We start from the raw sequence: 20602 nt of genomic DNA on the forward strand, positions 1-20602 counted from the left end.
AGCCTGGTTTGGGGGGGCCGAGCCCCCCAAGCCCCCCACGGTGCGGTTTCTTTCGACCCAGCGCTGGGCACTTTGCTCGTTGCTTTGGTTGTTTTGCTTGTTGGGTTGGGCTGGGCCGCGCTTGCGGTCCTGGCCGGGCACGACTCGGCTCGGCGCGGGCTCGCCGGACAGCGTGCCTCGCTTTGCCGACTTCCTCGCTTCCTCTCATTCGCCTCACTGGCTTCACCCACCCGCTTTACCTGGTTCAGCCTTGGCCCGCCTCACCGCTTCATCCAGTCCCGCCTTCGCTCGCGTTTCGCCCTGCCCTGCCATGACTCGCTTCGGCTTCGGTTTGGGTTTGGCAATGTCATGAACCGATCAGCGGTTGCACGCGCTGTGGTCGTCCCGTTACTCATGGATCAGGCCCTTCGCCGAGGGGCACTAGAGAATGGAGACATCCATGGCGGTTACCCTGCCCCGCCTGGTGCGCGCTTGCTTGGTCGCTTTAGCGACCGTCGCGGCGACACTGTCGTCCGTGTCCGTGGCATCAGCGGACGTCTCACCGATGATCGTTGGCGGTACCCGGGCCAACATCAACGACCACAAGTACACCGTCTACCTGGCGAGTGGCTCCACCGGCAGCGGGCAGTTCTGCGGTGGCACGCTTGTCAGCGCGACCAAGGTGGTGACGGCGGCGCACTGCACCGTCAACCGCAGTCCGTCGAACACGTATGTGGTGTGGGGCCGTGAGGACAAGCAGAGCACTGCCGGCACGGTCGCCCGGGTTACCAAGATCTGGATCCACCCGAGCTACACCTCGGCCACCCGCGGTTTCGACGTGTCGGTGCTGACCCTCGGTACCAGCCTGGCCGGGCCGTACCTGCCGCTGGCCACGACGGCCGACACCGCGCTGTACGCGGCGGGCACCCAGGCCACGATCCTCGGCTGGGGAACGACCTCGTCCGGTGGTTCGGCGTCGCGTTACCTGCTCAAGGCCACTGTGCCGCTGACCTCGGACTCGTCCTGCAGCAGCGCGTACGGCAGTTCGTTCATCCAGTCGGCGATGGTGTGCGCGGGCCTGCCCAACGGTGGCGTGGACACCTGCCAGGGCGACTCGGGCGGTCCGCTGATCGCGGGCGGCAAGCTGATCGGTGACACGTCGTGGGGCCGCGGGTGTGCGCTCGCCGGGTACCCGGGCGTGTACGGCCGGATCGCCACCTACCAGACGACGATCGCTGCCCAGCTCTAGAGAACCGGGTTTCCCCATTCCCCGGTGAACGCGATCTCCGAGAGCGGGAGCCGCTTGCGAGGTGCGAGCTCCCGGTCTCGGAGATCGTCGGGGATCGAGTCGCGGTCGCCGAGCCTGCCGACCGCGATCACCACGACCGGCCGGGCTTCCGGCGGCAGTTCGAACAGGATCCGCGCACCTTCCGCGTTGAACCCGCCCATCTGGTGCGCGACCAGGCCTTCCGCCACGGCCTGCAGCACCAGGTTCTCCGTCGCCAGGCCGAGGCCGTACTCCGAGAGCGGCAGTCCGCCTTTCTCGTTGACCGTCATCGCGATGCCCAGCATCAGCACCGCGGACCGCTGCGCCCAGTTCTGGTTGCGCTGGCTCAGCACGTCGAAGATGCGCTGGTACGTCGAGTCACCGCGGCGTCCCACGAAATATCGCGCGGGTTGTGAGTTGCCGTAGGACGGTGCCCAGCGGGCCGCCTCCAGCATCGCTCGCAGTTGTTCGTCGGTGACCACCGCGTCCGCGTCCAGCCACCGCGGGCTCCACCGGTCCTTGATCAACGGGTGCATCAGATCGCCCAGCTCCACACCGTCAGCGAATAGGCGCCGAACCACGACGTGACCACGGCCAGTCCGGTCAGCGTGGTCACGACCGTAGCGGTCCGCCGCTTGGCCAGGCCGACGGCTATCGGGATCAGCAGGACGAACGCGGGCATCAGCAGCCTGGCCTTCGACGCCATCATGCCGTTGGACCCGAGGTCCATCAGCAGCACGCCGAGCGCGAACACCATCAGCGGCCACGGCACCTTCATCCGGAACCCGATCACGACCAGGGCGATGGACGCGAGGATCACCAGGATCGTGACGCCTTCGAACACCGACAACTGCCTGGTGAGCGCGTCCAGCGCGAACCTCGCGGTGGCCAGGCCGCCGTCGAAGCGCGAGTCCCAGCCGCGTGCCTGCAGCTCGAAGTACCCGAACAGGCTGCCGGTCTGCACCGCCACCCAGCCCAGGTAGCCGAAGAAGCCGAGCGGCACCAGCAGGCCGCCGGCCCACGGCCGCCAGCCGTCCTGCCGTTTGACCACGGCGACCAGCGCGGCGAGCCCGACCGCTAGGACCAGCGCCGCCGCGGTCGGCCGGACCAGCCCGGCGCAGGTGCACGCCAGCCCGGCGAGCACCCAGTTGCGTTCGAGCACCCACACCAGCGACCACGCGGCGAACGCGCAGAACAACGCCTCCGAGTAGGGCATGACCAGCACGATGCTCATCGGCGCCGCCGCGAACAGCGCGACCAGGATCAGCCCGGTCCTGGTCGAGCCGCCGGGGACCAGCCTGCCCAGCCGGACGAGGGCGTACGCGCAGAACAGCCCGGCGACGATGGTGATCGTGAACGCCGCGAACAGCCGCGCGTTGTGCGTGCCGCCCAGCGGCGCCGCCAGGTAGTTGATCAGCTTCGGGTAGCCGGGGAAGAACGCCAGCGGTGTCTCGGGGCTGCGCTGGCTGTAGGCGTCGACCAGCCGGGCGGGCACGTTGTCGTAGCCGCCCGCCGCGATGCCCAGGTACCAGTCCGCGTCCCACGAGGTGAGCGCCTGACCCATCGGGAAGTGCGTCTGGTAGCTCATCCACGACAGCACGAGCAGCCCGAACTCGCGGATGCCCAGGTAGATCAGGGCAGGGGCGAGCGTGTAGGCGACTCTGCGCACCGTCCAGGGTCTGCGCCGCGGCCGCGGTTCTGCCGGCGCGGTCACCACCGGCTGCTCGGTCACCTCCGTCGTGGACACGGCAACCAGGCTAAAGCGTGCGGGGCCGAGTGGGTGGCACCACACGAACAAGGAAACCCGATACCAGGCGCAGGTAGGCTCACCTCGACGTGGTCTGAAGCGATTGAGGAGAGGGTTGAGCTGCGTGGCGCTCGTCGTCCAGAAATACGGCGGTTCCTCCGTTGAGAACGCTGACCGGATAAAGCGGGTCGCCGAGCGGATCGTCGCCACCAAGAAGGCGGGCAACGACGTCGTGGTCGCGGTCTCCGCGATGGGGGACACCACCGACGAACTGCTCGACCTGGCCGGCCAGGTGGCGCCGGTGCCGCCGGCCCGGGAACTGGACATGCTGCTCACGTCCGGTGAGCGGATCTCCATGTCGCTGCTGGCCATGGCCATTCACGCGCACGGCCTCGAGGCCCGGTCGTACACCGGTTCGCAGGCGGGCGTGATCACCACGGCGGCGCACGGCAACGCACGCATCATCGACGTGACCCCGAGCCGGATCCAGGAGGCGCTCGACGACGGTGCCATCGCGATCGTGGCGGGGTTCCAGGGCGTGAGCCAGGGCACCAACGAGATCACCACGCTCGGCCGCGGCGGTACGGACACCACGGCGGTGGCGCTGGCCGCCGCGCTCGGCGCCGACGTCTGCGAGATCTACACCGACGTGGATGGCGTGTTCACCGCCGACCCGCGGATCGTGCCCGACGCGCAGCACCTCGACCGCATCACCTACGAGGAGATGCTGGAGATGGCCGCGAGCGGGGCCAAGGTGCTGATGCTGCGCTGTGTCGAATACGCCCGGCGGTACGGGGTGCCGGTCCGGGTCCGGTCGTCGTTCAACCAGAAGCCCGGCACTGTCGTGACCGGGTCGATCGAGGAGCTCTCCGTGGAACAAGCGATGATCACAGGCGTCGCACACGACCGTTCCGAGGCGAAAGTCACTGTCGTCGGCGTACCGGACAAGCTCGGTGTCGCGGCCGCGATCTTCCGCGTGATCGCCGACATCGGCGTGGACATCGACATGGTCCTGCAGAACGTGTCGTCCACCCACACCGGCCGCACCGACATCACGTTCACCCTGTCGAAGGCCAACGGCCCGACCGCGGTCGCGGCGCTGGAGAAGGTCCGCGCCGAGCTCGGCTTCGAGCAGGTCCTCTACGACGACCACATCGGCAAGGTCTCGCTGGTCGGCGCGGGCATGCGCTCGCACCCCGGCGTGACGGCGACGTTCTGCGAGGCGCTGGCCAGGGCAGGCGTGAACATCGAGATCATCAACACCTCGGAGATCCGGATCTCGGTGCTGATCAGGGACACCGAGCTGGACGCGGCGGTGCGCGCGATCCACTCGGCGTTCGAGCTCGGCGGCGACGAAGAGGCCGTGGTGTACGCGGGGAGTGGTCGCTGATGGCACCGGTTCTCGCGCTCGTCGGAGCCACCGGCGCGGTCGGTGGCGTGATGATCGACATCATGAACAACCGCCCCGCTTTCCCGTGGGGCGAGGTCCGGCTGATCGCCTCGGCGCGTTCGGCGGGCAAGAAGATGACCGTGCGCGGCCAGGAGCTGACGGTCGTCGAGATCTCGCCGGAGGCGTTCGACGGCGTGGACGTGGCGATGTTCGACGTGCCGGACGAGATCTCCGCCCGGTGGGCGCCGATCGCGGCCGAGCGCGGCGCGGTCGCCGTGGACAACTCCGGTGCTTTCCGGATGGACGCGGACGTGCCGCTGGTCGTGCCCGAGGTGAACCTCGACAAGGTCGCCGAGCGGCCGCGCGGGATCATCTCGAACCCGAACTGCACGACGCTGTCGATGATGGCCGCGGTCGGCGCGCTGCACCGCAAGTTCCAGCTGACCGAGCTGGTGGTGGCGTCCTACCAGGCGGCGTCCGGCGCGGGCCAGGGCGGCATCGACCGGCTGTACGCGGAGCTGGAAGCCGTGGCGGGCAAGCACGTCGGCAACCGCGCGGGTGACGTGGCCGAGGCACTCGAAGCCGCCGGCCTGCCGGCCGCGGACTCGCCGTTCCCCGCGCCGCTGGCGATGAACGTGGTGCCGTGGGCGGGGTCGCTCAAGGAGGACGGCTGGGCCAGCGAGGAGCTGAAGGTCCGCAACGAGGCGCGCAAGATCATGGGGATCCCGGACCTGAAGGTGTCCGCGACCTGTGTGCGCGTCCCGGTCGTGACCACGCACTCTCTCGCGGTGCACGCGACCTTCGCCAACCCGGTGACGGTGGCGCAGGCACACGAGGTGTTCGACGCGCAGCCTTCGGTCGTGCTGGTCGACGACCCGGCGAACCTGAAGTTCCCGACCCCGGCGGATGTCGTCGGCGGGGACCCGACCTACGTCGGCCGTGTCCGCCAGGCGCTGGACTTCCCGAACACGCTGGACTTCTTCGTGTGCGGCGACAACCTGCGCAAGGGCGCGGCGCTCAACACCTACGAGATCGCCGAGGCGCTGATCGGCTGAGCGGGGGCCGGTGACCGGCGGATGAGCACAGCCGCGACCGCGGCGACGATCAGTCCGCCGGCACCGGCGCCGACGAAGCCCCAGCCCGGTGATCCGCTGTGGTCCACAACGAACCCGACCACCGGTGAGCCCAGCGCCGCCCCGAGGGTGAACGCTGTGCTCTGCAGCCCCGTCGCTTCCCCGCGCACGACCACCGGGACGAGCTTGCTGACCTGCTCGCCGGTGGCCGCGATGGTCGGTGCGCACATGGCGCTGGCGGGCCCCAGCGCGAGCGCGACGACCCACCAGGTGCTGTCCACGAACAGCACCGGGATGGTCAACGCGCCGAGCAGGGCCATCAACACGACCTGTGGCAACGATTTCCGTACGGCGCCGTGCACGAGACCGCCCAGGACCGACGCCACGCACAGGATCACGGTCGCCGCGCCCGTCCATTCGACCTGACCGTGTTCGCGCAGCACAGCGACGAGAGTCACTTCCGTGCCCGCCAGTACGAAGACGGCGCCCAGGCCGACCAGCAGCACCGCGAGCAGTTTGCCGTTGAGCCACTCCCGGCGCGGTGGCCGCTCGCCGACGATCTCGTCGTCGCCGCGGGTCGGCGGGTTGACGATGAACAGTGCGACCCCGACCAGGGCGAACCCGGCGCCGATCACCCGCAAGGCTGTCGACGTGGACACCTGCGTGGCCAGCGCGACCGCGGCGAGCGGGCCGATCATGAAGCTGAGCTCGACGGAGATCGAGTCGAGCGAGTAGGCCGTGCGGCGTTGTTCGCCCTGCACGAGGGCGGCGACCGCTTGGCGGCCGATCGACATGGTCGGCACAGCGAAGACGCCGCCGACGAAGCCGACCACCAGCAGCACCGGGTACGACAACCACGGCGCGACGACCCAGAACGACGCCTCGCCGATGGTGGTGATCACCAGCATGGTGCGCAGTCCGTACCGGTCGACTACCCAGCCCGCCAGCGGCGCGCCGATGGCGATGCCGACGGTGGCGGCGGCTCCGACCAGACCCGCGGCGCCGTACCCGTGGCCGAGCCCGATGGCCACGTGCAACGTCAGTGCCATCGACGTGGCCGAACCGGGGATCCTGGCGAAGAACATCAGGATCATCAGCGTTCGGACACCGGGCATCCCCAGCAACCGTCGATAGCGCTCCACGAGCAGTCAGGGGATCATCTGATTACCCCACCCGGCAAGCGAGTTTTCCCGTGCCCGGCGCACCTTTCGCCGTACGTGGGCGCAACTGTCACACGAATGGACGAGGTCTGGACCAGTCGGTCGTGGGTCACCCTGAGGGGACACAGCGACAGCCGCTGTCACTTGGTCGAGTCGTTGGTGGACTCATTCCAGATTGAGCGGTGAGGGTAGGTAGCGATGTCGACACCGACCACCCCGGACCGGGCCCGGATGCGTGAACAGCTGCGTTCGACGGGGCTGCGCGTGACCGCGCCGAGGCTGGCGGTGCTCGCCCTGCTGAGCGAACACCCGCACTCGACCGCCGACCAGGTCGCCGGTGGGGTACGTGAGTTGCTGGGGTCGGTGTCCACCCAAGCGGTGTACGACGTGCTGAACGTGTTCACGGCCACGAACCTGGTGCGCCGGATCGAACCGGCCGGGTCCCCGGCCCGCTACGAGACGCGCACCGGCGACAACCACCACCACCTCGTCTGCCGACACTGCGGCCGCGCGGAGGACGTCGACTGCGTGATCGGTCCGGCGCCGTGCTTGACGCCCGACCACACCGCCGGGTTCGTCGTCGACGAGGCGGAGGTCGTGTTCTGGGGCCTGTGCGCGGACTGCCAGTCCCTCGAATGACCGACGACCCTCCCCGTCACGAGGTTCGCCACGCGAGTTCGAAGATTCACTCGTCCAGGTGAAGGTTCGCCCCGGTCGTGGCCGCCGGGCGTCCGTGCGTTCACCGTGTCCGGCGCCGGACGGTGTTGGCACCGCGCCAAGGATCCCCGGCAGGTGTCGGAACTAGTGGATCTACGCCGGTAATTCGGCTACCAGCGGTAAACCGTCGAATTCCACGTTGGGTGAGAAATATGGTGCGCCAGTGGTGGGCTGGTGAGTATGTGCCGGTACCGGCGGAATCCGCTCATTGTTGGCTTCGTCGTCATGTGAGCGGGGAAGGAGTCGGGAAGGAGAATCGGATTTGTCAAAAAGCTCGCAGTGGTGGTGATCGGCAGCATGATCGCGGTGACGGGGGAGGGCGGACGCGTGGGCGAAGAGGGCTGAGACCCGCGACAACCCGGTCAAGGCGATGGACCTGAACACCGAGCTGGCGACCAGGCTGGCCCAGATCCCCGACGGCACCGAGAAGCTGCTGCCCGGCCTCGACCTGCTCTCCGGCGTGAGCACCCTGCTCGCTACCCTCCTCGGTCTGGTCACGAGCCTGCTGCCCGTTCCGCTGCCACTGCCGCCGCTGCCGGTCCCGGTCCCAGTTCCCTGAGAAAAATTGAACCGACTGTCCGGCGCATTGTCGTGCGCCGGACTTTCGGCATTCCTCAGACCGATTCTTTCGACCGCATTTCCAAGGCCGTCCGCAAGGATCCCGCGGCCTCGTACATCGCTTCCCGAAAACGAGTTCCAATAGTGAGGAAATTGGCGTAGCCGTGGATCAGGTCGTCGTGCCGGGACAACACGACCGGCACGCCGGCCTCCCGCAGCAGCGCCGCGTACAGCTCGCCCTCGTCGCGCAGCGGGTCGAACCCGGCCGTCGCCAGGTATGCGGGCGGTAGCCCGGACAGGTCGGGTGCGAGCGCGGGCGCGTAACGCGGGTCGAGCTTGTCCTGCTCGGTGGCCGGGTACTGCCGGCTGACGCAGTCGATGTCCGTCTTGGTGAGGAAGAAGCCCTTGGCGAACAGGTCCTTCGACCGGGTCGGCCTGTCCCCGGCCGTCGTCGGGTAGAGCAGCAGCTGGAACGCGGGCTTCGGACCGCCCTCCCGCGTCGTCACCAGCGCCACCACCGCGGCGAGGTTCCCGCCCGCGCTGTCGCCGCCGACCGCGATCACCGACGGGTCCGCCCCGAGTTCCCGCGCGTTGGCGTGCGCGTACTTGAACGCGGCGACCGCGTCCTCGACGGCATGGGGGAACCGGTGCTCCGGCGCGAGCCGGTAGTCCACCGACAGCACCCGCACCTTGGCGTACTTGGCCAGGAAGCGGCAGGGGGTGTCGTGCGACTCGATGTTGCCGATCACGAACCCGCCACCGTGGAAGTACACCAACAGCGGCGAGCCCGCCGGCAGCCCTGCCGGTGTGTACAGCCGCGCGGGGATCGACCCGATCGTCAGGTCCCGCGTGTGCATCGGGCCGATCGGCTGGCCGGCGACGAGACCACTGCTTTCCTCCAGCACGCGGCGGTCCCGCACCGCGTCGCCGCTGAACAGCGACGGCATCCCGGCCAGCTGCTGTGCGCGCAGCAGCAACTGGGCGTCCAACGCCAGTTCCTGCCCGTCGACCCGGATCGGCGGCCCGGCCAGCAACCTGCGAATACGCGCCGGAAGGCGGTACAGGGTGCGCAGTGCGACGCCCTGAGCGGTGAGCATCACTGACTTCGGCGAGAGCGGCATCACCCGATCTTACTGCCGGTAAGTTTCCTGACAGGTCTGGAACTCAATCGAACTTGAAGTCCTAAGCTCGAAGCGTGGCCATACATGTGGTGGGTATCGGTGGCTCCTTGCGGGCGAACTCCCAGTCCGAGCGTGCGCTGCGGGTCGCGTTGGCGGGCGCGGAGGAACTGGGTGCCAAAGTCACCGTGATCACCGGCGACGACCTGGTGCTCCCGTTCTACGACCCGGCCGTGCCGGAGCGCTCCGACGCCGCGCGCAGGCTCGTCGAGAACATCCGCGACGCCGACGGCGTGGTGCTCGTCTCACCCGGCTACCACGGAACGATCTCCGGCCTGATCAAGAACGCACTGGACTACATCGAAGACCTCCGCACCGACGAACGCGTCTACCTCGACGGCCGGGCGGTCGGGTGCGTGGCCACAGCTCAGGGCTGGCAGGCGTCGGTCACCACGCTCACGTCACTGCGGTCGATCGTGCACGCCCTGCGCGGTTGGCCGACGCCCCTCGGCGCGGCGATCAACTCCGCCGAGGTCCGGTTCGACGGCGCGGGCGAGTGCTCGAGCGAGCCGGTGGCCACCTCGTTGCGCACGATCGGGCGGCAGGTCGCCGAGTTCGCGATGGGGCACTGACCCCGGCGCGTAGCGTTGGCCAAATCGGCACGACTCGGATCCGAAAGAGGCAAAAACCCATGGCACAAGCGCTGTACACCGCCGAGGCGACGTCCACAGGGGACGGCCGGAACGGTGAAGTGGTGTCGTCGGACGGTGTGATCGACGAGAAGCTGGCCACACCGAAGGAGATGGGCGGACAGGGCGGGGAGCACACCAACCCCGAGCAGTTGTTCGCCGCGGGCTACTCGGCGTGCTTCCACAGCGCGCTGCGACTGGTCGCCAGGCAGACCAAGGCCGAGGTCGGCGAGACAGCTGTCACAGCGTCGGTGACGCTGAACAAGGACGACAGTGGACGGTTCGTGTTGTCGGTCACCCTGAAGGCTCACCTGCCCGGCATCGAACAGGGCATGGCCGATCAGCTGGTGGCGCAGGCGCACCAGGTTTGCCCGTACTCCCACGCCACTCGGGGGAATATCGAAGTCACCGTCATCGCCACGGTTTGAGCCCGGCGACGCCCGGGAAGCCTTGACGGTGAGGAGGCGATGAAGCAGTGAGCAAGTCACCGATCACCAGTCCGTTGCCCGAGGCGGACAAGAAGACCACCGGAGCGGTTCTGCAGGCGACGCTCGTTGACCTGGTCGATCTGTCTCTGATCGCCAAGCAGGCGCACTGGAACGTGGTCGGCAAGAACTTCCGGAGTGTCCACACGCAACTCGACGAGCTCGTGGCGACCGCCAGGACCTACGTCGACCAGGTGGCCGAGCGGGCCAACGCGATCGGCGTCTCGCCCAACGGCAAGGCGAAGACGGTCGTGGAAAGCACCGGCATGCCGGAGTACCCGGATGGCTGGCTGTCCGACGAGCAAACCGTGGGCGCGATCGTCAAGACGCTCGAAGCGCTGGTCAAGCGACTGCGGGGACGCATCGACGAGACGGACAAGTCCGACCTCGTGACGCAGGACTTGTTGATCGCCATCGCGCAGGACGTGGAGCAGGCCCACTGGATGTGGCAGGCACAGCAGGCCTGACTCCGTTTCATGGCTGTCCCGCGTGCGTATCTTGCAGGGAGGTACGTGCGCGGGGCAGCTCCATGTCCGCGTCAGCGCATGCCGAGCACCCGCAGCACGAAGTACACCTCGATCCCGACCTGTTTGATCATCTCGGAGACCACGAGCGAGCCGTGCCCGGCGTCGTACCGGAACTCCTCGTAGCGCGCCCCGCGCTCGGCGAGCCGGTCGAGGTAGTTGTCGATCTGCCGGATCGGGCAGCGCGGATCGTTCTCCCCGGCCCACACCAGGATCGGTGCCCGCACGTTGTCGACGTACGTCATCGGCGAGCATTCCTTGTACAGGTCCGGCAGCTCCTCCGGTGAACCGCCGAACAGCGCACGGTCGAACGCCCGCAACGGCTCCATCTCGTCCTCGTACGCGGCCAGGTAGTCCGCCACGGGCACACCGCCGACCACCGCGGCCCACTTGTCCGGCTGGACCCCTGCGGCGAGCAGGCTGAGGTAGCCACCCCACGAAGCGCCCGCGACGACACACCTGTCCGGATCAGCGAGCCCAGTGCTGACTGCCCACTTGTGCACGGCCGCGACATCCGCGAGTTCGGTCAGGCCAGGACGGCCTTCGATGGCGTCGCGCCACGCGGAGCCGTAACCCGTCGAGCCGCGGTAGTTCACGTGCACCACGGCGAAACCGGCGTCGACCCACGCCGCGCGGTACGCGGAGAACCTGTCCTCGTCCGCCGAGTGCGGCCCGCCGTGGAGGCTGAAGACCGTCGGCAACGGGCCATCCGGCGCGTTGCCCGGCCGCGCGATCAGCGCGTGCACATCGCCGCCTTCGCTTGGCACGAAGGCATCCGTGAGATTGACCGACCCCGGGGCCCTGTCGCCTGGCGGCGTCAACAGGACACGGTCGGTGCCGTCCACGTGCAGTGCGCGGATCATCGGCGGCTCGGCAGCCGACGACCAGGAGTACTCGATCGTCCCGTCCGGGCGTACTCCTGCCGAACCGACTGTCCCGGCCGGAGTGTCCAAAAGCGAGAGCGAGTCGGACTCGATCTCGTAACGGTGCAACGTGTTGCGTGCTTGGTGCGTATGGCTGACAAGCAGCGACCGGCCATCGGGGTACCACGCGGCGGACAGCTCGCCCGGCAGTTCGAGCCGGATCTCGGTCTCGGTGTCCGCGACGACGTCCCAGATCAGCAGTTCCTCACGACCGTGCCGCTCGTGCAGCACGAGAAGTCGTTGATCACCGGCAACCGGGCTGAACCCGATGGCGTCAAGGCCTTTGCCCTTGCCGTCCCACCTGTCGGCGACCGCTTCGCCGCCCGTGGTGACCACACGCAGGGCCGTGTGCCGGTTGTCGCCGTGCTCGGAGTGGGCGATGGCGAGGTACTGCTCGTCACGCGACAGCGCTGCCACACCCGCGTCGTGCTCGTTGGCGTAGATGACCTGACCAGGCCTGCCGTCTCTGGCGACGACGATCGTGGTGCCGTCGTCGTTGGAGATGCCGATCACGTTGATCGACTGCCCGATCTCCACCCCGGCGGGGTAACCCCGCGGCACTTCGGGGATCGCGGGCGACGGATCGGCGTCGACCGGCCGCCCGGCGAACGGCTCGACCACCCAGCTGCCGAACTCGTCGCCGTCGGTGTCGGCGAACCACCAGATGTGCTCGCCGTCGGGGCTGATAGTGGAGTTGTACGTGCCGTTGGGGCGGTCGGTGACCTGCCGGTGGTTGCCCGTCAGCCGATCCCACGCATATGTCTCCCACACCCCGCTGGCGTTGGAGGTGTACACGTTGCGGTCGGGCGCGTCACGGGCCCATTCGGGCAGGCTGACTCGGGCAGCACGGAATCTGGCCCGCCACCGCGCGTCCTCGTCCGCGTCGGTGAACAGGTGCTCCGGCTCCTCTGCTGCGGGATGCTTCGTCACAGCATCGATCCTGCCTCATCCCCGGACTGATTCCGTTGACCCACCGAATCAATGACACCCGGTAATCAACCGGCACGGCCATTGGGAGGAAGCTCCTCGGCGAGGATCTGATCAACCTTCCGCGAAGCCGCCCGCAACGCCGAGACACCCCGGCCGGCGCAGACAAGCCCGAACCCGACGACCAGAACGATCCAAAATGGAACAAGAAAGCCGAGAAGAATGAGCAGGCAGACGAAAAATCCCACGGTAACGGTTCGGACGGCGTGCGGCCGGAAGCTGGGGCTGTGCGTGGAGAGGCTACTCATACCGGGTCCTTCCGCCAGCTGAACGCCCCGAGTCGGACGTTCGTGGTCTACTCGCGTTGATCAACCTCCTCGTTACCCAAAGTGAGTTGAACCCTCAACCTTCACTCTTTCGGATTATTCTTTCTGGGAAAACTCGTGCCACGTATGGACTTTGTGCTCTTCCCTGGTTTCCGGTGTGTGCCCCTCGCTGCCTGGTTTCTCTGGGGGTGTGCCTCGTCGGCGGGCTGGCCTCCGAGAGAGGTGGGGGCGTGTCCCCTTCTCTCCCGTATGGCCTGCCGGAGGCAACCACACGCGTCCAGGGGCCCGTGTGGTTTGCGTTTGGGGTTGGTGTGGGTGGGCGGACCCCTGGACACGTGTGGTTGGGCTGCGCCCAGGCCATACGGGAGAGAGGGAACACGAAGGGGGTGTGTGCGCTGGCGCGCTTGTGGGGATGGGTGAGGTCCGTATCGCTGCCGCTGTGCCTCTTCGGGCAGGCGGACCTCACCCACTACCGCCCCCACTGCGGAGGTGGTGCCGGTGGCGGTGTTGGTACCGGTGGCGGTGGTGGTGCTGGTGGCAGTGGCGGCCCAGCGCAGGGCCCCGCACCTCGAAGTCGCAATAGTCACCACTCAACGAACGCCTCCGGCACCCCTCGCACCGGGAGTCACCGCTCGAAGCGCCTCCGGCGCTTTCACACGGGAGTCACCGCTCGAAGCGCCTCCGGCGCTCCTCACGGGGGCGCCTCCGGCGCCCGGGTTGGTCCAAGCGCATCGCACCCAGCGCTGGTTCAAAAGGAACAAGCACCGTGGGGGGCCTGGGGGGGCTCGGCCCCCCAAAGAAAAAACGAGGCGCCCCAGGGAAGGTTGAAAACCGACCAAAGGGCGCCCGAAGCCGAGTCGGGGTGGCGGGATTCGAACCCACGACCTCTTCGTCCCGAATACAGTCCACCGTCGGCTGTGACCTTGGCCGGGTGGAGAAAGGGCAGGTTAGCGGCGTCGGTGTGCGTTGGTTCGTGGAGGCGTCTGGGCACGTGGATTGGAGAGTCTTCTCCCAGATTTCTCCCGCGAGGGGCTGTCGTGAGTCGATGCCGGTCGCCCCCACCCCGGCATGAGCGACAAGGGGCGGCAAACTCGCCGTCCTGAGAAGCGCGTCGATCCGGGCTCCACGGCGTGGGCAGCATGGGGACGTGACACGTGCCGCTAGCTATGCGTGGCAGCTCGCGGTGTTTAGGCTGTCGTGCCGGTCTCCGCAGTCACTCCTGCGGCGTGATTATCCGTCCGAATCGGCGCGATCTGGCAACGCATGTGCCTGGTCACGTTCGCTCCCGCGGCCTGCGGAGTCTTCGCACGAAGCGCAAAGCTCTGCGGCCCACTGCCACGCTGAGCTCGGATTGCGGAGATAGAACCGCCGCCGCGAGTCGTTCCGCGGCAGGGGCGTTAGTAGACCGACCGCTACTAGAGCCTTAAGCGGCTGCTGCAGGTTGCTGACCGTCACGTCCAACGTTCGCCCGAGATCGGTCAGACAGACGATCCCGTCGCTTGAGTCAGCAACCGCGAGCATCAGTTCGAGCCGGTACCGCTGACCGAAGGCGGCCTGGGAGAGCTCCCTGAGCCTAGTCAAACGATCTTCCGACACACACCCATGATACGGCTTACCCATTACGGACATCTCGTAAGATGTAGCGTGACGAGAGGTGGATTATGAGCGACCGATCCGCGATTGAGTGGACTGAGGCGACGTGGAATCCGACGACCGGTTGTGACCGTGTCTCGGCTGGCTGCGACAACTGCTACGCGTTGACATTGGCCAAGCGGCTCAAGGCGATGGGCGCTGAGAAGTATCAAGCAGACGGTGATCCACGGACATCGGGACCCGGTTTCGGAGTTTCCCTACACGAAGCCACCCTTAGGCAGCCGTACCGCTGGCGCAATCCACGCGTCGTCTTCGTCAACTCCATGAGCGATCTCTTCCACGCCAAGGTTCCGGTGAGCTTTGTCCGGCGGGTGTTCGAGGTGATCGCCGACACACCGCAGCACACATATCAAGTACTCACCAAGAGAGCCTCCCGGCTGCGCAAGTTGGCTGATCAACTCGACTGGCCGCCCAACCTGTGGATGGGCGTCAGCGTGGAAAACTCCTCCCAGCTTGGCCGCATCGATGAGCTCCGTGGGGTGCCGGCAGCGGTTCGCTTCTTGTCTTGCGAACCACTGCTAGGCCCGCTGACGGGCCTTGAGTTGAACGGTATTGGATGGGTAATCACGGGTGGCGAGTCCGGACCAGATGCACGGCCTGTGGATCCTGCCTGGGTGCGGGACATCAGGGACGCATGCCAGCAAGAGCAAGTGCCGTTCTTCCATAAGCAGTGGGGTGGACGCACGCCTAAGTCGGGGGGGCGTGAACTTGACGGCCGGATTTGGAATGAGATGCCGGTAGCAGCTACGGCATAACGACGTATCCCGCCCGGACAATCGTGAGTTTGCGCAGCTTCTTGGTCGTGTTACGTGGCTGAACGACGTTCTCGTCAGCTAGCCGGTCCCAAGCGCGGCGCACATGCTTTTCACGCGCCAGTCCCAGAGTTGTGCCATATATCTCGTCGAATTGACTTTGGACAGATACCGTCGACTGTTGGGCAATTAGCTGTCGAATATTGGCCGTCACAACGTCGGTCCATTCCGTTTCAAGCCGCTGCTCAACCGTCCTTGCATCCTTTTCAGAAACATCGACTATGAATTCGCTGCCAAACAGGTCCGGCTGCGTCTGTTGCTTGGCAAGTTCTTCCGCCAGATCGATCTGTCGGAAGTGCGATCGCCAATCGCCGTTCGCGCCGGATACGGCACAATTGAATTGGTAAGGCGCTGCTGGGTGCCGGTAGAACAGGATCATCAGGAATAGCGGCGGATGACCGGGTCGCCGACTGATGGGAACGGCGAAGGATCGGAACCCTGTTGTTGTTTCAACTACCTGACAGAATTCTGAGGCGACTTTCCGTGCCGCTGCAGCTGCGGACCCACGAGACCCGGAGACTCGAGCCTGTCGAAAGCTGTCGCGCCACCACCGACCGCCTAGGAAGTTGTCAACTCGCTCCAGCGTTGCTGATCGGCCGGAAGTTGTACGTTCGTCATCGGTTTCTTCACCGGACAGGAAACCGCCGATTCGCCAAACCATTTCAAGATTCAAGTTCAGTAGCACCTCCGTCTTTAGGTCGCCGCGATTCATGAGCTTGTCGACCATTTGTTGATAAGGGAGAGCGGTGCCGAACGGATCTAAAAAGGCGAGCAGAGGTGAGTCTCCTGTAAGGCTGAGTGCATCGTCGAGGCAGTGTTCGACGTCACCATGCATCACCTCGTATTTCAGGGTCGCCGGCGCCTCCTCTGACAGCACTTGGCGGAGGTTGCTCGCATATGCGGCGTCGCGCTCGATGAAGATACAATGAAGGTCTCGCGACCATTTCGCAACGTTGCTTGCATTCTGTACGGCTAGCAGCGGCGAGCCCGGCGAGCCGATAGCTTCCCCCGGCTCTGGCTCATAACGACCCGGGCCCGCATAACCGTCCAGGTAAACGACACGGCCGCCAGTGCTTGTCGACCCGGTCATCGTGGCAAACACCGGCGGATACCGAGTGAGAATCCCGTGTTTGAGCACGGCTGCTGCCTGCTTCTTCTGGAAGAAGTCATCGTGTGCCGTCATGTCGTCTGCGGCTCCCGCTCCGGTTCCGGACAGCAATGCTCAATCAGACTGACAGAAGCGCACGAAGGCGTCGTCGCCTGCACGGGTGACTGGCGGGGCGCAGGAGGCAGGGCCTCTTCGCCTCCGCCGTTGAGCAGAACCGGTCTGTGGTGACAGGACACTGTCGGGACAGAACAAGATCAGCCCTTCACCTCGTTCGCGCAGGTGGAGGCCTGCGGAGTCTTCGCACGAAGCGCAAAGCTCTGCGGCCCACTGCCACGCTGAGCTCGGATTGCGGAGATAGAACCGCCGCCGCAAGTCGCTCCGCGGCAGCAGGTCGGCGGTGTCAAGCACCGCCTGCTCGCCGCGGCGCGCGGCCTCGACCAGGCGTTGCTCCAACTCGGTCAGGTCCGTTACCCGAGGGGCAAGACGGTCGTCATTCACGCTTCTACTTTCGCGCACCCCGCCCAGTCAGGGACACCGCGCCACCGCACGCGTGTCGAACCTGTGTTCGACTACAGCTATGCTCCGATCATGGTCTTGTCTGGGGATCCCGTGGGGTCGAAGTGGCGACCTCACGGCGATGTTGTGTATCGCACCGACAACCTTGGCGCACGGGTCGGTGTGCTGCCCGCGACCTGCTTCAGTGGCGAGCACTCGCTACATGTGGTGGGTTACCGGGCTCTGGAGTTGGAGTCCTACCTGAAGATCACCTGCCTAGCGTGCGACGACAAGACTTCGCCACGGGCTGACTACTACTGGGCGCTATATACCACACCGCCCCGGCCGGACCGGGCCGAATTGGACGACGCGCCGTACAAGGACCTGACCGAACAGATTGCACAACGCAAACGTCGTCCAGCCCCGGGTTGAGGTCAGTCACTGGGGTACGTGACGATAGATGCAGGACCAGTTCGCAAGACGCCGTGATGCCCCTGTCATGTGGACTTAGTCAGGCGTCGGACAAGCCAATCAGCTGCGCCCTGGATTCCGCCGGTCTTGAGGCGCCCCAAGGCAGTGCGCATTGCAGCGTGTCGGTGAGGTACGACCATGTCCCTCACCATGGTGGTCAAGCTGTCACCGTCGTCGCTGTAGATGTCGAATGATGGTGCGCCGACAAGCTGTTCCATTCGTGTCGTCAGGTGGTCCATCTCGGAGTTCCCATGTTCCCGCAAGGTGATCATTGGCAGACGCAGTCCGACGCAATCGGTCAGTGTGCCCATCCCCGGTCGGCATACCACTACGTCCAAGTCCTGCAGTGGAATGTCGCGAAACAGTACGCCAGCCTCCGGGACGCAGGCGGCAAGTTGTGGATCCACCGCGAGGTTGAAGCCCCTGCATCGTGCGAGACGTTGAACCATGGGGCACATGGCCTCCACGATCGCGGCAGTCGCACCGACAGCCACTCCTACGACAGGAAGATGCTCTCTGAGAGTGTTGCGCGTTATTCCGTTGTGTGGCTGACACATCCATGGCAGCGGCACCGCTGTGGTTTGGTCGAGCACGTCCGGCATCGCCACATCGGCTACGCACAACATCGGGGGTCGGTGGTTGGCCAACAGGGTCCGTTCGTGCTCGACGAACGCCCCGATCTCTGGAACTGTCAACAGAAGAGGATTAGAAAGTACGCTCGACCATAGAAAGGATCCCATAAGAACTGCCTCCGGACGGACCTGTAAGACACCAGCGAGGTTGTCGCTGATCACTAAGTCGGCAGGGTGGTCGCTGGTCAGGCGAGCAATATTGTCAGGCCAACTTCGCAGTGAGCGCGCGATCTCCTCGGATTCGGTGGACCAAAGTGGACCGACGGTGGTGGGTGTGACCGTGGCGTGCTCAGCCAGTCGAGCTGCGACCGGCCATGTGTCATTCAGTCGCTCCCAATGGGACTGGTTGCACACCAGGGAAATCTGAGTATCGACCAAGGTCGAAACATGATCCAAGACCGCGATGGTGCGCCGTAGATGACCGAGTCCGTTGGATGACACAATGGCCGTCACTGCGTACGTCCTGCCGAGTGAATTTGCCACTATGCGCCCTCGTGACGGTACAACGGGGTGACAGGTTCGACCTTCCGCATTGTGAGTTGGCTAGCAGGGTCGAATTCGTACTTCACGATTGTGGAGAACCGGCGATTCTTTAGCTCGCGGTACAGTTGTCCGAGATTGCCAACTACGTACTGCGCGGCGCCGAGGGTGCCGGGGGCGTGTGTGCCTGCGAGGTAGAGAAACGTGCCCTTGCCATCAGGGCGAGGGAGACGCCCTACGTACCCGTAGTCGGCCGATAGCCCCCTATCGCGAGGTGAGCGGTACTCCTTCCCGGTCGTGATGTCGACTAGGTACCACCCGCCGTCGGTGTCCTGGACGTACCGGATGTGGGGATCCGCTTCCATGACCTGGCTCAGAAACGGCAAGAGGCGGGGGTTCGTGAGCACGATGAGGTTCGGGCGGTTGAGGTGCACGTTGCCGGGAGCGGGGACGACCTCGTACGTCGCGTCGAAGCCGACGCGTCTGGCGGACTCGCTGAGCAGTTCGAACGCCGTGAATGACTCCGCAGACAAAACGTCGCTCGGATCCTTGCGGTTGGCTTCCCGCTTCGCGCCGATGGCGACGGTCAATGCGCCGGCCCCGTAAAACGCTCGCTCGGCCTTCAGGCCAGCCTGGAGCAGTTGGGAGACGCGCCCCCTCGTCATATCAAGACGGCTGGCGATCTCCGTCTGGGTCATCCCAGTGGCCAAGGCCTCTTCGAGCGCATCCCGTCGAAGCTTGGACAGGCCCGCTACGGCTTCCTGGTGCTCGTCGATCAACGCTCCAGCCCTTTGGGCTCGTTCGATCGGGTCGCTGATCGCGGCCACACCCTCTGCGTCTGTCATCGGCTGCTCCGTTCTGTCAAGGGGACTATCCAAGCCTAGTCGCGTCCATACGGGTGACGGAAGGCTCTGTTGTCGACCCCCCTTGCGTACATATGTTTAGGGGGGTAACGTCTGTCGTGTCGGTACCGACGAATCGATGAGAAGACGGACCGAACACAAAGACCGACCGAGCTGCAAGGCCGAGCTGGACATAAAACAAGTTGTTCGAGTGAAATGTCGTTCACGCGACTTTAGGCGGTCGTCCTTAGTGCTAGGACCAGTGTGTTTGGCGTACCTGATGTAGCCCGATGCTGTCGGGAGCTGACGGGTAAATCGCCGTGTCGACGCACTCGCTGCGTGAAATAACGCTGCCTTTAGGTAGCTACATAAACGCGTCCTCATGTCGCCCCAAGCGGCTGTGTCTGGATCTACGGCCGTAAAACGTGAGGGTGTTCGGGGTAGCCGATTCACTTCCGTGCCGTGACCCTAGGACACCGGTCGAAGACTCAGTCCGACCAGTGAAAGACGTCTTTCAGCACTCATCTTGACCGTTGGGTGCCGATCCTCCACAGCCCGCTCTGGCTTCGTGTGTTCGGGGTGGGTTGTGGAGTGTTCGGGGATCAACGGTCCCGCCACTACTTCCCTGTTGTTGCCAAGGAGTTGATGCCCTCATGTACACCGATGACGAGTCGCTCATGCTGGATCTGGCTGGCCTCGGTGATCTCGATCTGTACGGGGTGTCGCTCACGCCGTTGGATCCCGAATTCCACCACGTGATCAGCGACCCGCGCCTGGCGGCCGAGTTCGCGGCGCTCCGCGAGCCGCGGGCGGAGCCGACGACGGCCTATGTGGACGGGTCGGCCCGTGCGCGTCGGGATGCGCGGATCGCGCGCCGGGCGCACGGGTCTGCGAGTCAGCGGCGGGAGGCGGCGTGAGTCGCCGGGCGTGCGCTGTGTGCGCCGCCCCGTGTCCGGGGTGGTTTCAATGCGCCGGTCGTGGCCTCGGCCGGTTGACGGAAAACAGTGACCTGAAAGGGGGCATGTCATGAGTCACAACTGTGACGAGCACATGGTGATCGAGCAGCTGTCGCGCGGCCGGGTGCGCGTGTATTGCGGCAGGTGCGGACGCTGACACCGCGCTCGTACTGACCAGCGCGCCACGACGGGGTAGGGGACAGCGCGGTGGTTCCGTGTTATCCCCTACCCCGCGCTAGTCGCGGGTCTCCCGTTCTTCTTCGCGCGGGT

20 protein-coding genes are annotated in these 20602 nt (G+C 65.9%); 11 read left to right on the forward strand and 9 right to left on the reverse strand.

Annotated elements, in window-relative coordinates:
• Positions 1-514 precede the first annotated feature (514 nt).
• On the forward strand, positions 515-1228 hold the full coding sequence (locus AOZ06_RS01410; RefSeq protein ID WP_335338350.1) for a S1 family peptidase: 714 nt from the start codon (positions 515-517) through the stop codon (positions 1226-1228).
• Here the strand turns inward: AOZ06_RS01410 and AOZ06_RS01415 are convergent.
• A complete protein-coding gene (locus AOZ06_RS01415; RefSeq protein WP_335338351.1) occupies positions 1225-1800 on the reverse strand; it encodes a nitroreductase family protein in 576 nt (191 codons plus the stop codon). The two genes, AOZ06_RS01410 and AOZ06_RS01415, sit on opposite strands and share 4 nt — an antisense overlap.
• Entirely contained in the window at positions 1782-2993 is a 1212-nt protein-coding gene (locus AOZ06_RS01420; protein WP_236952038.1) for a V-type ATP synthase subunit I domain-containing protein, read from the reverse strand. The genes AOZ06_RS01415 and AOZ06_RS01420 overlap by 19 nt, the downstream gene beginning before the upstream one ends.
• A gap of 124 nt (positions 2994-3117) precedes the next feature.
• Here AOZ06_RS01420 and AOZ06_RS01425 point away from each other — a divergent pair, with 124 nt between their 5' ends.
• Both AOZ06_RS01425 and AOZ06_RS01430 read left to right on the forward strand, forming a co-directional pair.
• Positions 3118-4383, forward strand: coding sequence for an aspartate kinase (locus tag AOZ06_RS01425; protein ID WP_054287739.1), 1266 nt, complete (start codon positions 3118-3120; stop codon positions 4381-4383).
• On the forward strand, positions 4383-5438 hold the full coding sequence (locus AOZ06_RS01430; protein WP_054287740.1) for an aspartate-semialdehyde dehydrogenase: 1056 nt from the start codon (positions 4383-4385) through the stop codon (positions 5436-5438). The genes AOZ06_RS01425 and AOZ06_RS01430 overlap by 1 nt, the downstream gene beginning before the upstream one ends.
• On the opposite strand, the gene AOZ06_RS01435 is transcribed toward AOZ06_RS01430, so the two are convergent.
• Positions 5408-6598, reverse strand: a complete 1191-nt coding sequence (locus tag AOZ06_RS01435; protein ID WP_335338352.1) for an MFS transporter — start codon at positions 6596-6598, stop codon at positions 5408-5410. The genes AOZ06_RS01430 and AOZ06_RS01435 overlap by 31 nt on opposite strands.
• Before the next feature lie 216 nt (positions 6599-6814).
• Here AOZ06_RS01435 and AOZ06_RS01440 point away from each other — a divergent pair, with 216 nt between their 5' ends.
• Positions 6815-7255 carry a Fur family transcriptional regulator gene (locus tag AOZ06_RS01440; RefSeq protein ID WP_054287742.1) on the forward strand — a complete coding sequence of 147 codons (441 nt, stop codon included), beginning with the start codon at positions 6815-6817 and terminating at the stop codon, positions 7253-7255.
• Positions 7256-7703: 448 nt separating this feature from the next.
• Positions 7704-7892 carry a hypothetical protein gene (locus tag AOZ06_RS01445; protein WP_054287743.1) on the forward strand — a complete coding sequence of 63 codons (189 nt, stop codon included), beginning with the start codon at positions 7704-7706 and terminating at the stop codon, positions 7890-7892.
• A gap of 55 nt (positions 7893-7947) precedes the next feature.
• Here AOZ06_RS01445 and AOZ06_RS01450 read toward each other — a convergent pair whose 3' ends face one another.
• A complete protein-coding gene (locus AOZ06_RS01450; protein WP_054296341.1) occupies positions 7948-9012 on the reverse strand; it encodes an alpha/beta hydrolase in 1065 nt (354 codons plus the stop codon).
• Positions 9013-9086: 74 nt separating this feature from the next.
• Between AOZ06_RS01450 and AOZ06_RS01455 the strand changes: the two genes are divergently transcribed.
• From AOZ06_RS01455 to AOZ06_RS01465, 3 genes are read left to right on the forward strand one after another with little or no spacing between them, the layout of a single operon-like run.
• Positions 9087-9641 (forward strand): NADPH-dependent FMN reductase, encoded by a 555-nt coding sequence (locus AOZ06_RS01455; RefSeq protein WP_054287744.1) that lies wholly within the window; start codon positions 9087-9089, stop codon positions 9639-9641.
• Positions 9642-9700: 59 nt separating this feature from the next.
• Positions 9701-10126, forward strand: coding sequence for an organic hydroperoxide resistance protein (locus AOZ06_RS01460; protein WP_054287745.1), 426 nt, complete (start codon positions 9701-9703; stop codon positions 10124-10126).
• Between the two features lie 47 nt (positions 10127-10173).
• Positions 10174-10650, forward strand: coding sequence for a Dps family protein (locus AOZ06_RS01465; protein WP_054287746.1), 477 nt, complete (start codon positions 10174-10176; stop codon positions 10648-10650).
• A gap of 71 nt (positions 10651-10721) precedes the next feature.
• On the opposite strand, the gene AOZ06_RS01470 is transcribed toward AOZ06_RS01465, so the two are convergent.
• Positions 10722-12560, reverse strand: coding sequence for a S9 family peptidase (locus tag AOZ06_RS01470; protein ID WP_054287747.1), 1839 nt, complete (start codon positions 12558-12560; stop codon positions 10722-10724).
• Between the two features lie 65 nt (positions 12561-12625).
• Entirely contained in the window at positions 12626-12865 is a 240-nt protein-coding gene (locus AOZ06_RS01475) for a hypothetical protein (RefSeq protein ID WP_054287748.1), read from the reverse strand.
• Between the two features lie 1679 nt (positions 12866-14544).
• On the opposite strand from AOZ06_RS01475, the gene AOZ06_RS01485 reads away from it, so the two are divergent.
• Positions 14545-15291, forward strand: a complete 747-nt coding sequence (locus AOZ06_RS01485) for a DUF5131 family protein (RefSeq protein ID WP_054287749.1) — start codon at positions 14545-14547, stop codon at positions 15289-15291.
• Here the strand turns inward: AOZ06_RS01485 and tcmP are convergent.
• The gene (tcmP, locus tag AOZ06_RS53335; protein ID WP_083471443.1) at positions 15281-16531 is read right to left on the reverse strand and encodes a three-Cys-motif partner protein TcmP; all 1251 of its coding nucleotides are present in this window, start codon (positions 16529-16531) and stop codon (positions 15281-15283) included. The genes AOZ06_RS01485 and tcmP overlap by 11 nt on opposite strands.
• 567 nt (positions 16532-17098) lie before the next feature.
• Between tcmP and AOZ06_RS01490 the strand changes: the two genes are divergently transcribed.
• The gene (locus AOZ06_RS01490; protein ID WP_236952040.1) at positions 17099-17383 is read left to right on the forward strand and encodes a hypothetical protein; all 285 of its coding nucleotides are present in this window, start codon (positions 17099-17101) and stop codon (positions 17381-17383) included.
• A gap of 65 nt (positions 17384-17448) precedes the next feature.
• Here AOZ06_RS01490 and AOZ06_RS55740 read toward each other — a convergent pair whose 3' ends face one another.
• Positions 17449-18507 (reverse strand): hypothetical protein, encoded by a 1059-nt coding sequence (locus AOZ06_RS55740; RefSeq protein WP_157232750.1) that lies wholly within the window; start codon positions 18505-18507, stop codon positions 17449-17451.
• Between the two features lie 29 nt (positions 18508-18536).
• Positions 18537-19379, reverse strand: a complete 843-nt coding sequence (locus tag AOZ06_RS01500) for a sigma factor-like helix-turn-helix DNA-binding protein (protein ID WP_054287752.1) — start codon at positions 19377-19379, stop codon at positions 18537-18539.
• Between the two features lie 650 nt (positions 19380-20029).
• On the opposite strand from AOZ06_RS01500, the gene AOZ06_RS01505 reads away from it, so the two are divergent.
• Complete coding sequence (locus tag AOZ06_RS01505) at positions 20030-20293, forward strand: hypothetical protein (RefSeq protein ID WP_054287753.1); 264 nt, start codon at positions 20030-20032, stop codon at positions 20291-20293.
• Positions 20294-20602 lie beyond the last annotated feature (309 nt).

It is taken from the genome of Kibdelosporangium phytohabitans (assembly GCF_001302585.1).
Lineage (GTDB): Bacteria > Actinomycetota > Actinomycetes > Mycobacteriales > Pseudonocardiaceae > Kibdelosporangium > Kibdelosporangium phytohabitans.

Bases quoted from the DNA above. Each gene is read 5' to 3' on its own strand.
- AOZ06_RS01430 (WP_054287740.1), top strand. From the start codon at position 4,383: ATGGCACCGGTTCTCGCGCTCGTCGGAGCCACCGGCGCGGTCGGTGGC.
- AOZ06_RS01440 (WP_054287742.1), top strand. From the start codon at position 6,815: ATGTCGACACCGACCACCCCGGACCGGGCCCGGATGCGTGAACAGCTG.
- AOZ06_RS01445 (WP_054287743.1), top strand. From the start codon at position 7,704: ATGGACCTGAACACCGAGCTGGCGACCAGGCTGGCCCAGATCCCCGAC.
- AOZ06_RS01450 (WP_054296341.1), bottom strand. From the start codon at position 9,012: ATGCCGCTCTCGCCGAAGTCAGTGATGCTCACCGCTCAGGGCGTCGCA.
- AOZ06_RS01460 (WP_054287745.1), top strand. From the start codon at position 9,701: ATGGCACAAGCGCTGTACACCGCCGAGGCGACGTCCACAGGGGACGGC.
- AOZ06_RS01475 (WP_054287748.1), bottom strand. From the start codon at position 12,865: ATGAGTAGCCTCTCCACGCACAGCCCCAGCTTCCGGCCGCACGCCGTC.
- AOZ06_RS01485 (WP_054287749.1), top strand. From the start codon at position 14,545: ATGAGCGACCGATCCGCGATTGAGTGGACTGAGGCGACGTGGAATCCG.
- tcmP (WP_083471443.1), bottom strand. From the start codon at position 16,531: ATGACGGCACACGATGACTTCTTCCAGAAGAAGCAGGCAGCAGCCGTG.
- AOZ06_RS01500 (WP_054287752.1), bottom strand. From the start codon at position 19,379: ATGACAGACGCAGAGGGTGTGGCCGCGATCAGCGACCCGATCGAACGA.
- AOZ06_RS01505 (WP_054287753.1), top strand. From the start codon at position 20,030: ATGTACACCGATGACGAGTCGCTCATGCTGGATCTGGCTGGCCTCGGT.